Here is an 11,829-nt window from a genome sequence, read left to right as displayed (position 1 = left end):
CTAAATAACTTCGCCATATTACAATTCAAATTTACTTTTCTAAAATTTCTTTAATATGAGGTTTAAAATAGTTAGGTCCTTTTAAAACTTTACCATCTTCTCTGTAAATAGGTTCTCCATTCTCACCTAATTTACTCATATTACTGCGTTGAATTTCCTCAAAGACTTCTTCAATTTTGTGTTGCATGCCATGTTCAATTATTGTTCCGCACAAAATGTATAGCATGTCGCCCAAAGCATCAGCAACTTCTACTAAATCATTTGCATTTGCTGCTTCTAAATATTCTTCATTCTCTTCGCGCATTAACTTGTAACGCAACATATTTTTGTCTATTCCTAAGTCTGCTTTTGGAGTTTCTCTGTGACCAATTTTAAATGCGGTATGAAACGCTTTTACAGCATTGATTTTATCTTGCATAGTTGTAGTTTTAATCCTTATTTTTGCATAAAAATAAGAAGATGTTTAGTAACGGTCAATTGATTTTTGGATTATTATTTTTTATTGCCTTCGCTGTAATTATTGGCTATCAATACCGTAAAGATCTTCGTCTTCATAAAAAGCACTACAAGGGAACAGTTTGGGTACTTATAGCTTTTATAGGTTTTATAGCTATGATTGCTGCGGTTAAATTCATTTTTATGTAAAAAAAAAAAGAGCAGTTGTTAAAAAAAACAACCACTCTTCTTTATGTATGTTAGACTATATTTTATTTGTTGGCTACCAAAGTAACTTTCAATTCAATATCATCATTGATAAATTTATCACCTAAATTATCGAAAAAGGATTTAGAGCCATATTCAACATTCCACTTAGAACGATCAATAGTAAAAGTTTCGCTAGTTAAAATCATTGTGCCATCTTTCATTTCTGTACTCACAGGAATACTGATGTTATTTGTTTTGTCTTTCATAGTTAAATTACCAGAAAGCATTGTTTTTCCATCTACAGTTTCAGTTCCTGTTATTTCAAAACTTGCAATTGGGTATGTTTCAACATCAAAAAAGTCAGCACTAGTTAAATGGCCTTTTAATTTTGCATTCCCTTCTTCTTCTTTTGGGATATCTGTAACTGCTATACTACTCATGTCAATTACAAATTTACCGCTTTCTATGGCATTGTTATTTACATTGATTTTTCCTTGTTTAATCCCAATTGTACCAGTATGAGAACCAGTTGGCTTAAAACCTTTCCACTCGATTAGTGATTCATCGATATTGGCTTTATAAGTAATAGCTGTATTTTCTGATACTGCAGCTTTTTCAGCTTCTTTCGTTTCAGCTTCTTTCGCTTTTTCTCCACAGCTTGCGAGTGAAACTAAAGCTATTACAGTAAAAATTTTTAAAAAAGATGTTTTCATAGTTAATGGTTTTGTTTTAAGTCTGCAAAGATAAGCATTAGAAGAATTAAACTGTCGTAAAAAAATGTTAATGACATTTTGACATTTTAATAATAATGGCAGTACTTTTGCCATCTCTAAATCGAAGATTTAAAAATGAAACTCAAAATGAGTAAAAAAAATAAAAATAAAAAAGTGGAAGAACCACAAGTTGAAGGAGCAACAACTGCAACACCAGAAGTTGAAGTTGAAGAACAAAAAGAACAAAAATCTGCAGAAGAGCAATTGCAAGATCAATTAGCTGCTGAGAAGGATAAGTTTATGCGTTTGTTTGCGGAGTTTGAGAATTACAAAAAACGAACTAGTAAAGAGCGTATAGAATTGTTTAAGACAGCCAGTCAAGATGTTATGGTATCAATGTTACCTGTATTAGATGATTTTGAACGTGCTTTAATGCATATTGAAGAGGATAAAGAGGCCGAAGAATTACGTAAAGGAGTATTATTAATTTATAATAAGTTAATCAATACTCTAGAGCAAAAGGGTTTATCTAAAATTGAGGTAAAGCAAGGAGATGTATTTAATGCAGATGATCATGAAGCTGTAACTCAAATCCCTGCGCCAAGTGATGATTTAAAAGGTAAAATCATCGATGTGGTAGAGCGAGGTTATAAGCTCGGTGAAAAAGTAATTCGTTTCCCTAAAGTGGTTATCGGACAATAAAATTATATAAAAGTGTTTTCCAGAGTATTGGAAACGAATAATAAATCATTCTATGAAAGAAGATTATTACGATATATTAGGAATAAGTAAAGGTGCGTCTGAAGCTGAGATAAAAAAAGCGTATCGAAAGATGGCTTTAAAATATCATCCGGATAAAAACCCAGATAATAAAGAAGCAGAAGAGAAATTTAAAAAAGCTGCTGAAGCTTATGAGGTTTTGAGTAATGCTGATAAAAAAGCACGTTACGACCAATTTGGTCACCAAGCCTTTGAAGGCGGAGGAGGCTTCGGTGGAGGTGGCATGAATATGGATGACATATTCAGTCAGTTTGGCGATATTTTTGGGGGAGCTTTTGGCGGAGGCGGATTTAGCGGCTTTGGCGGAGGCGGAAGACAACGTGTGGTTAAAGGGAGTAACCTTCGTATACGTGTTAAGTTAACTTTAGAAGAGGTTGCTAACGGAGTTGAAAAGAAGATAAAAGTAAAGCGAAAGATACAAGCACCTGGTACTACTTATAAAACGTGTGATACGTGTAATGGAGCAGGTCAGGTTACTAGAGTTACAAATACTATCTTAGGAAGAATGCAAACTGCAACTACTTGTCCGACGTGTTCAGGGGCTGGTCAAATAATAGACAAAAAACCGGCAGATGCAGATGCACAAGGCTTAAAAGTATCTGAAGAAACAGTATCTGTTAAAATACCAGCAGGTGTTGTAGATGGTATGCAGTTAAAAGTAACAAGTAAAGGTAACGATGCACCTGGTAATGGTATTGCTGGTGATTTATTAGTAGCTATACAAGAGGAAGATCATCCAACCTTAAAGCGAGAAGGAGATAATCTGCATTACGATATGTATGTAAGTTTACCAGACGCAGTATTAGGAACCTCTAAAGAAATTGATACCGTAACCGGAAAAGTGAGAATTAAAATTGAAGCTGGAGTTCAGTCTGGTAAAATATTAAGACTTCGAGGAAAGGGTATTCCTAGTATCAATGGATATGGTAAAGGTGACCTACTTGTACATGTAAATGTATGGACACCAAAGACTTTAAGTAAAAAGCAAAAAGAGTTTTTTGAAAGCATGAAAGAAGACGAACATTTTGTACCTAAGCCAGAAAGCTCGGATAAATCTTTTTTTGAAAAAGTAAAAGATATGTTTTCATAAAAAGCGTCTAATTCATAAAAAATAGTATCTTTGAGTTATCGCTAATGCTAATTAGCGGTAATTTTTCTTTTTCATAGCAATTTTTTCCCATCCTTATCTAACCATAAGGGTGGGTTTTGTTTTTTATACCACCATCTTAAAAATAGCGAATAATAAGTGTTCGATTATTCTTTAAAACTCTACAACATTTAATATATTTACCTAATAACCTTACTTAAAAAAAATAGCTATATATGAATGACTTATTAGTTGCTAATTCCGTTTCAAAAAACTTCGGGAATTTTAGAGCACTAAATCAAGTATCTATTGCTGTACCCAAAGGCAGTATTTTTGGATTACTAGGCCCAAATGGTGCAGGAAAAACCACTTTGATTCGTATTATTAATCAAATTACAATGCCAGATGAAGGCTCTGTTTTGTTAGATGGACAACCATTAAAACCAGAGCATATTAAAGATATTGGCTATTTGCCAGAAGAGCGTGGTTTGTATAAGTCTATGAAAGTAGGAGAACAGTGTTTGTATTTGGCGCAATTAAAAGGTCTAAGCAAATCTGAAGCTAAAAGTAGATTAAAATACTGGTTCGATAAACTAGAGATAGGAGATTGGTGGAATAAGAAAATTCAGGAATTAAGTAAAGGGCAGGCACAAAAAATACAGTTTGTAGTTACTGTGTTGCATAAGCCAAAACTATTAATTTTTGATGAACCGTTTTCTGGTTTCGATCCAATCAATGCCAATTTAATTAAAGATGAAATTCTACAATTAAGAGATGAAGGTGCAACAGTAATCTTTTCAACTCATAGAATGGAATCTGTCGAAGAATTATGCGATCACATAGCACTAATTCATAAATCTAATAAGGTTTTAGATGGTAAGTTAAATGATATAAAACGTCAATACAAAACCAACACATTCGAAGTAGGTTTACAATCTAATAATAGTGATGCTGTAGTTGCTGATATTAAAAATAAGTTTGATGTATTACCTGCAACATTTAAAAATTTAAATGATGATATTAAGTTAAACATTAAAATAAACGATACCACATCATCAAATGATTTGCTTTCGTTTTTAACATCTAGAGCAGAGGTGCATCATTTTGTTGAAGTCATTCCTTCAGCAAGCGATATTTTTATTCAAACTGTAAAAAACAACTAAGCAATGAATCATTTACCACTCATCATAAAACGCGAATATCTCACCAAGGTAAAGAATAAATCATTCATAGTAATGACATTTTTGAGCCCAATAATAATGATTGCTCTCATCGCTGTTGTTGCTTATTTATCGCAATTAAATAATGATAAAGAGCGTACCATTTCTATACTAGACGAAACAGGCTATTTTAAGGATGTGTTTCAGAATACAGAAAACACTATTTATACCAAACTTAATGGTTTAAGTTTAGAAGATGCCATAGCCTTAGTTAAGGAAAAAGAAGATTATGGTTTATTGTATGTGTCAGCTGTAGATTCTTTAGAGGCTTTTGCCGACAATGTTAAGTTTTATTCAGAAGAATCACCTTCTTTAACCATAATGTCTAATCTAGAACGTAAAATAGAAAAGCATTTGCGAGATATGAAACTGCAGAAAGATGGTGTAACATTTGCGCAAATTGAGGCTTCTAATACCAGTATAGATATTGCTCAAGAAAGTTTTGATGGACAAAAAAGTTCTAAAATAGATAACATTGTAAAATTAGCCTTTGGAGGTATTGCTGGCTACTTATTATTTATGTTTATCATTATCTACGGAAACATGATTATGCGTAGTGTTATAGAAGAAAAAACAAGCCGAATTATAGAGGTCATTATTTCTTCTGTAAAACCAATTCAACTTATGATGGGCAAAATTATAGGAACCTCTTTAGCTGGTGTAACTCAATTTGCAATTTGGGTAATTTTAGGAGGCTTATTAATGATAATTGTGTCGTCAATATTTGGTATAGATTTAACCCAAGCATCCGCACCACAACAAGAATTAATGAACCAAGCCATGCAAGCTGAAGGAGCTCAGGCTATGGCAGAAAATTTATTTACAGCGATCAGTAATTTGCCTATTATTAATCTGGTTATTGCATTTATATTTTTCTTTATTGGAGGTTATTTGTTGTATAGTTCTTTGTATGCTGCTATTGGTGCAGCGGTTGATAACGAAACCGATACACAACAGTTTATGTTGCCAATTCTTATGCCACTGATTTTAGCGGTTTATGTTGGTGTATTTACAGTAATAGAAGATCCACATGGAACTGTTTCAACCGTATTTTCTTTTATTCCATTTACATCTCCAGTAGTGATGTTAATGCGTATTCCGTTTGGTGTACCATTATGGCAACAAGGGTTGTCGTTGTTACTTTTAATCGGAACTTTCATTTTTGCAGTATGGTTCGCAGCAAAAATTTACCGAGTAGGTATTTTAATGTATGGTAAAAAACCTACCTATAAAGAGTTATTTAAGTGGCTGAAATATTAAGGTCGTGATACAAGATTTAAAACATATAGAAGAGAAAATAACTGAAAGCTCTATTTGGGAAAATATTAGTGAGTTTTTAGGAAGAAATCTAGATTTTGGCGATAAGATTAAAATATCAATATTAGATGTATTAATCGTTATTACCGTAATATTTATAACTTCTATTATTTTAAGAATTGTACTAAAGCTTATTACTAGAAATCTACCAGAAGATGATAAAGGTAAATTTAATGTAGTCTATGGTTATTTTAGATGGTTAATTTATCTTATAATTTTACTAATTACACTGCATTCAGTTGGAGTTAATGTTACAGCAGTTTTTGCAGCATCAGCAGCCTTGCTTATCGGTGTTGGTTTGGCATTGCAAACCTTGTTTCAAGATATTATTTCGGGTGTGTTTATTTTAATTGATCAGTCGGTACATGTTGGTGATATTATAGAAATTGAAGGTAAAGTTGGTAGAGTAGAAGAGATTAAATTAAGAACAACAAGAGCAGTTACTATTGATAACAAAGTATTAGTAATCCCTAACCATTTATATTTAACTAATTCTTTATACAATTGGACACAAAACGGAACGTTAACTAGAGAAAGTGTATCCGTTGGCGTTGCATATGGAAGTGATGTGGCGTTAGTAAAAAAGTTGTTGTTACAGGCCGCAAGTACACACGAAGCTGTAATTAGCATTCCAGAACCAACAGTTCTTTTTACTGATTTTGGTGATAGTTCCTTAAATTTTAAAATCGTATTTACGCTTGCAGATAGTTTTAAAGCCCAATTTCCAAAAAGTGATATTCGTTTTGAAATTGAGCGACTATTTAGAGTGAATAATATCACTATTCCTTTTCCGCAACGCGATGTACATATTATTCAAAAATAAAATTCTTATATGACTTTAAGCTTTTCGAGATGCATATCTATAATAGTAATTACATTATTTAGTGTACATTTTGTAGAAGCTCAGCTAACAGATTTAGCCAGATTAGAGTATTCTTTTGTCCCAAAAAGTGAGTCTGAAGATCAATACACAAGGCTAAGAGCGTTAGTAAATTATCCCATAAAAACTAGTGAAGACTGTTACTTAATTATTGGAGCTGAGTACAACAGAATTATTCTCAATTTAGAAGATGAATACCCATTTGATAAATCTTTATTAGAGACGATTAATATCATAGACCTTAATGTTGCTTACACTTTTAAAACAAGCGAAAAGTGGAGACTTGGACTAAAGTTTAATCCAAGAATAGCTTCTACCTTAACAGAAAAATTAACTTCCGAAGATGTTTTTTTAAATGGTGGATTTTATGCTATTAATGATAGAACAAAAGACGAAAGTGCTAAGAAGCCATACCGTTTAATACTAGGACTTACATACAATACTACGACAGGATTACCATTTCCTTTACCTTTTGTAAGTTACTATAGACGAGTAAATGATAAATGGTCGTTTTCTGCTGGTGTACCTAAATCTAATCTCAAATATTTCTTTACAGATAAAAGTATGCTTCAAACCTTCGTATCTTTAGATGGTTACTTTGCTCACCTACAAAGACCACAACAAATAAATGGAAAGCAAATAGATAATATATCTTTATCTTTAGCGGTAGGAGGACTTGGGTACGAATATTGTTTTACTAAAAATTTAGTAGCGTATATATACACTGGTTATACCTTTAGACTAAATAATGTTTTACGAAACGATAATAGAGACGAAGTCTTTAAGTTAAACGATGTAAATACCTTTTACTTAAGATCTGGATTAAAATTTAAAATATAAATATGCCAAAAATATTAATAATAGAAGATGAAGCGGCAATTCGCCGAGTTCTAGTTAAAATACTTTCGGAAGAAAGTGATACGTACCAAGTTGAAGAAGCTGAAGATGGCCTAGCAGGAGTTGAGAAAATTAAAAAAGACGATTTCGATTTAGTGCTTTGCGATATTAAAATGCCAAAAATGGATGGAGTTGAAGTCTTAGAAGCTGTGAAGAAAATAAAACCAGAAATACCAATGGTAATGATTTCTGGTCATGGTGATTTAGACACTGCAGTAAATACAATGCGTTTAGGTGCTTTTGATTATATATCTAAACCACCAGATTTAAATAGACTTTTAAATACAGTACGTATTGCACTAGATAGAAAAGAGCTCGTGGTTGAAAACAAAATGCTAAAAAAGAAAGTTAGTAAAAACTACGAAATGGTTGGTGAGAGTGATGGTATTGAGCGTATTAAAAACATGATTGATAAAGTTGCACCAACAGATGCAAGAGTACTTATTACTGGTCCTAATGGCACAGGAAAAGAATTGGTAGCACATTGGTTACACCAAAAAAGTGAACGCTCTAAAGGCCCTATGATTGAGGTGAATTGCGCTGCGATTCCTAGTGAATTGATTGAAAGTGAATTATTTGGTCATGTAAAAGGAGCATTTACTTCTGCAGCAAAAGACAGAGCTGGTAAGTTTGAAGCCGCAAATGGAGGAACTATATTTTTAGATGAAATTGGTGATATGAGCTTATCTGCACAAGCAAAAGTATTACGTGCTTTACAAGAAAGTCGTATACAGCGCGTAGGCAGTGATAAGGATATAAAAGTTAATGTAAGAGTTGTGGCTGCGACTAATAAAAATCTTAAAAAAGAAATTGCAGACGGAAAGTTCCGTGAAGATTTATACCACAGATTAGCAGTGATTTTAATTGAAGTACCCGCATTAAATGATAGACGAGAAGACATTCCGTTACTTATAGAATACTTTACCAGTAAAATTTCGGGAGAACAAGGCACAGCAAAAAAATCCTTTTCAGCTAAAGCTATAAAATTGCTTCAAAACTATGACTGGACAGGTAATATACGTGAGTTAAGAAATGTTGTTGAGCGTTTAATAATTTTAGGCGGTAATGAGGTTAGTGAAAGCGATGTAAAAGCTTTTGCATCAAAATAAAATAGTATAGTTATGAAAAAAATCAATATCGAAGATTTTAAAATCTCATCTCAGATAAAAATTGAAGATCTACCAACCTCATACGATTTAAACGCTTCAAAAAAGCAAACGGTTAGAGAATTAAGAACAGTAAGTGAAGATTTGGCCGAAATTCAAAATGCTATGTATGCTCATGGCAAATATTCAGTTTTATTTTGTATTCAAGGTATGGATACAGCTGGTAAGGATAGCTTAATCAGGGAAGTTTTTAAAGAATTTAATGTGAGAGGTATTGTTGCTCATAGCTTTAAAAAGCCAACAGAATTAGAACTAAAACACGATTACCTTTGGAGACATTATATTGCCTTACCTGCAAGGGGTAAATTCGGGATTTTTAATAGAACACATTACGAAAATGTCTTGGTAACAAGAGTACACCCAAATTATTTAATGTACGAAAACATGCCAGGTATTAACTCTGTTGATGATATAAATGATGCTTTTTGGGACAGACGATTTCAAGAAATCAACAATTTTGAGAAACATATTGCCGATAATGGTACTATAGTTTTTAAGTTCTTTTTAAACCTTTCTAAGGACGAACAAAAAAATAGATTAATAAGACGTCTCAATAGACCAGATAAACAATGGAAATTTTCTTCAGATGATTTAAAAGAACGTAAGCTTTGGGATAAATATCAAGAGTGTTATGAAGATGCATTAAATAGAACATCAAAACCGCATGCACCATGGTTTAATATTCCTGCGGACGATAAACCAACTGCACGCTATATTGTGGCTAAGATATTATATGATACATTAAAGGCTTATACAGATATTAAAGAACCAGAATTACCTGCTAAAGAAAAAGCGAATATCGGTCTTTATAAAAAAGAGTTAGAAAATGAATAAATCTCTAAAAATAGTTTCTAGAATAACATTGATTATATTTTTTACATTTTCATTAATTGTAAATGCGCAATCCGATGAAGATGTTTTAAAAACTGTTTATAAAACTTCACTTACAAATGGTAAAAGTTATGAATGGTTAGATTATTTATCTAATACCATAGGTGGACGTTTATCTGGTTCTACAAACGCTGAGCTTGCTGTGCAATACACCAAAGTAGAATTAGAAAAATTAGGCTTAGACAAAGTTTGGTTACAACCTGTCATGGTGCCAAAATGGGTGAGAGGTGAAAAAGAGATGGCCTACATTGAAGCTAATGGAACAATTAATAAAGTAAATATTTGCGCTTTAGGTGGTTCTGTCGCGACACCAAATGGTGGTGTAAAAGCACAGGTGATAGAGGTTGATACTTATAAAGATTTAGAAGCTTTAGGTGAAGAAAAAATAAAAGGTAAAATTGTATTTATCAATAGAGCATTACAGCCAGAATTGATTAATACGTTTCAGGCCTATGGTGGCTGTTCATCAGAACGATATGCAGGTGCAGCTGAAGCGGCAAAGTATGGTGCCGTTGGTACTATTGTGCGTTCACTGAGTTCTAGACAAGACGATTATCCGCATACGGGCAGTATGAGTTATGGTGATCTGCCAGTAGAGCAACGCATTCCTTCTGCAGCAATAAGTACTAATGATGCTGTAAAATTGAGCGAAGCACTTAAGAAGAATAAAAATTTAGAATTTTATTTTGAGATGAGTTGCCAACAATTTGACGATGTAGAGTCTTATAATGTTATTGGTGAGCTAACTGGTAGCGAATTTCCTAATGAGTATATTGTTGTTGGTGGTCATTTAGATTCATGGGATTTAGGAGATGGTGCACACGATGACGGAGCTGGTGTTGTACAATCCATGGACGTACTTCGTTTATTAAAAGAAAGTGGCGTTACGCCAAAGCGAAGCATAAGAGTTGTTTTATTTATGAACGAAGAAAATGGACTACGAGGTGGTAGAAAATATGCTGAGGTTGCTAAAGCAAAAAATGAAAAACATGTGTTTGCTTTAGAAAGCGATGCAGGCGGATTTACACCAAGAGGATTTAGTTTTGATTGTAGTGATGTAATGTTTTCTAAAATTGAAGCATGGAGACCACTTTTTAAGCCTTATCTAATTCATTATTTCGAAAAAGGTGGCAGCGGAGCAGATATTGGTCCATTAAAAAGTGATGATATAGTGTTAGCAGGTTTAAGACCAGACTCACAGCGTTATTTCGATCATCATCATGCGGCTAACGATACGTTTGAGCACGTTAATAAACGCGAATTAGAACTTGGTGCAGCAACCATGACCGCATTAGTGTTTTTAATGGATAAGTATGGTACTGAAACGATTACTAATACTAAGGAAATAAAGGATTAAAAGTAACTATTGAAAAAAAGAGACAATAGACATAGATTAAAAGAAATTCGGAAAGAAAATAGATTTTTGAACTGGTTAATTCTTTGTGTAGGTTTAGTGCTTTTTATTGTAGGCTTAATTAAACTTTTGTTTTTTAGACTAGAAATAGCTGTAAATGCAAGATACCTGCAACCAACAGTTGATAATGGTGGTGTTATTTGTATAGCAGGTTTTATACTATTAATTTGTTCTATTTATAGATTTAGAAATAAAGAAAAGGTGATTAAGGATACTTTCGATTTAGAAAAAGATGACCTATGAAAAATTTAATTTTAATTATTGCTTTACTATTGTCCAATTTGCTGTTAGCACAAGATGAACCTAAGTTACCATACAACGAAATCCCAGAATATTCAGAAGAATTTACAGCAGGTACAATGGCTGCACGTATGATTGATGCTCTAGGCTTTCGTTATTATTGGGCTAGTGATAGCTTAACGGTTAAAGATTTAGAATACAAAGCCAATGAAGAAGGTCGCTCTACTGAAGCAACCATCAAACATATTTATGATTTGTCTAAGATTATTGTTAATTCAACTTTAAAAGAGCCAAACACTAGTAGAGGTAAAGAAGAGCTGTCTTATGAAGCGATGAGAGCAAAAACATTAACTAACCTTAAAACTGCCGCAGATATATTAAGAGAGAGTGATGATATTTCTCAATTCAAAATCATTTTTGGAGAGCAAGAAATTCCGTTTTGGAATCAAGTAAATGGGCCAATTGCAGATGCGATTTGGCATTGCGGACAAATAGTAATCTATAGACGTACTACAGGTAATCCAATTAACCCAAAAGTGAATCATTTTACGGGTAAGGTGCGTAAATAAGACATTAATA

Annotated in this window: 14 protein-coding genes; 12 read left to right on the top strand and 2 right to left on the bottom strand. The window is 32.9% G+C overall.

Annotated elements, in window-relative coordinates; translation table 11 throughout:
* Positions 1–31: 31 nt before the first annotated feature.
* A complete protein-coding gene (locus H8K90_RS12995; RefSeq protein WP_186846417.1) occupies positions 32–418 on the bottom strand; it encodes a pyrophosphohydrolase domain-containing protein in 387 nt (128 codons plus the stop codon).
* Positions 419–459: 41 nt separating this feature from the next.
* On the opposite strand from H8K90_RS12995, the gene H8K90_RS12990 reads away from it, so the two are divergent.
* Positions 460–645, top strand: a complete 186-nt coding sequence (locus tag H8K90_RS12990) for a hypothetical protein (protein WP_186846416.1) — start codon at positions 460–462, stop codon at positions 643–645.
* A gap of 62 nt (positions 646–707) precedes the next feature.
* Here the strand turns inward: H8K90_RS12990 and H8K90_RS12985 are convergent, their stop codons facing one another.
* The gene (locus H8K90_RS12985) at positions 708–1,358 is read right to left on the bottom strand and encodes a YceI family protein (RefSeq protein ID WP_186846415.1); all 651 of its coding nucleotides are present in this window, start codon (positions 1,356–1,358) and stop codon (positions 708–710) included.
* Positions 1,359–1,505: 147 nt separating this feature from the next.
* Here H8K90_RS12985 and H8K90_RS12980 point away from each other — a divergent pair, with 147 nt between their 5' ends.
* From H8K90_RS12980 to H8K90_RS12930, 11 genes are all read left to right on the top strand, one after another.
* The gene (locus H8K90_RS12980) at positions 1,506–2,060 is read left to right on the top strand and encodes a nucleotide exchange factor GrpE (RefSeq protein ID WP_186846414.1); all 555 of its coding nucleotides are present in this window, start codon (positions 1,506–1,508) and stop codon (positions 2,058–2,060) included.
* A 52-nt stretch (positions 2,061–2,112) separates the two neighbouring features.
* A complete protein-coding gene (gene dnaJ, locus H8K90_RS12975) occupies positions 2,113–3,228 on the top strand; it encodes a molecular chaperone DnaJ (protein WP_186846413.1) in 1,116 nt (371 codons plus the stop codon).
* Between the two features lie 233 nt (positions 3,229–3,461).
* A complete protein-coding gene (locus H8K90_RS12970) occupies positions 3,462–4,388 on the top strand; it encodes an ABC transporter ATP-binding protein (RefSeq protein WP_186846412.1) in 927 nt (308 codons plus the stop codon).
* A 3-nt stretch (positions 4,389–4,391) separates the two neighbouring features.
* Positions 4,392–5,705: an ABC transporter permease gene (locus H8K90_RS12965; RefSeq protein WP_186846411.1), complete on the top strand. Its 1,314-nt coding sequence runs from the start codon at positions 4,392–4,394 to the stop codon at positions 5,703–5,705.
* 4 nt (positions 5,706–5,709) lie between these two features.
* Entirely contained in the window at positions 5,710–6,585 is an 876-nt protein-coding gene (locus H8K90_RS12960; RefSeq protein ID WP_315970278.1) for a mechanosensitive ion channel family protein, read from the top strand.
* 9 nt (positions 6,586–6,594) lie between these two features.
* Positions 6,595–7,482 carry a DUF6268 family outer membrane beta-barrel protein gene (locus H8K90_RS12955; protein WP_222611357.1) on the top strand — a complete coding sequence of 296 codons (888 nt, stop codon included), beginning with the start codon at positions 6,595–6,597 and terminating at the stop codon, positions 7,480–7,482.
* Positions 7,483–7,484: 2 nt separating this feature from the next.
* On the top strand, positions 7,485–8,648 hold the full coding sequence (locus H8K90_RS12950) for a sigma-54-dependent transcriptional regulator (RefSeq protein WP_186846410.1): 1,164 nt from the start codon (positions 7,485–7,487) through the stop codon (positions 8,646–8,648).
* Between the two features lie 12 nt (positions 8,649–8,660).
* Positions 8,661–9,539 carry a PPK2 family polyphosphate kinase gene (locus H8K90_RS12945; RefSeq protein ID WP_186846409.1) on the top strand — a complete coding sequence of 293 codons (879 nt, stop codon included), beginning with the start codon at positions 8,661–8,663 and terminating at the stop codon, positions 9,537–9,539.
* The gene (locus H8K90_RS12940) at positions 9,532–10,953 is read left to right on the top strand and encodes a M20/M25/M40 family metallo-hydrolase (protein ID WP_186846408.1); all 1,422 of its coding nucleotides are present in this window, start codon (positions 9,532–9,534) and stop codon (positions 10,951–10,953) included. The genes H8K90_RS12945 and H8K90_RS12940 overlap by 8 nt, the downstream gene beginning before the upstream one ends.
* A gap of 9 nt (positions 10,954–10,962) precedes the next feature.
* Positions 10,963–11,253, top strand: a complete 291-nt coding sequence (locus H8K90_RS12935; RefSeq protein ID WP_186846407.1) for a hypothetical protein — start codon at positions 10,963–10,965, stop codon at positions 11,251–11,253.
* Complete coding sequence (locus H8K90_RS12930) at positions 11,250–11,819, top strand: hypothetical protein (RefSeq protein ID WP_186846406.1); 570 nt, start codon at positions 11,250–11,252, stop codon at positions 11,817–11,819. The genes H8K90_RS12935 and H8K90_RS12930 overlap by 4 nt, the downstream gene beginning before the upstream one ends.
* The last annotated feature ends 10 nt before the right edge of the window (positions 11,820–11,829 follow it).

It is taken from the genome of Winogradskyella echinorum (assembly GCF_014297365.1).
GTDB lineage: Bacteria > Bacteroidota > Bacteroidia > Flavobacteriales > Flavobacteriaceae > Winogradskyella > Winogradskyella echinorum.
The sequence above is the reverse complement of the archived record's forward strand: the minus strand, read 5'-3'. Positions and strand labels throughout refer to the sequence as shown.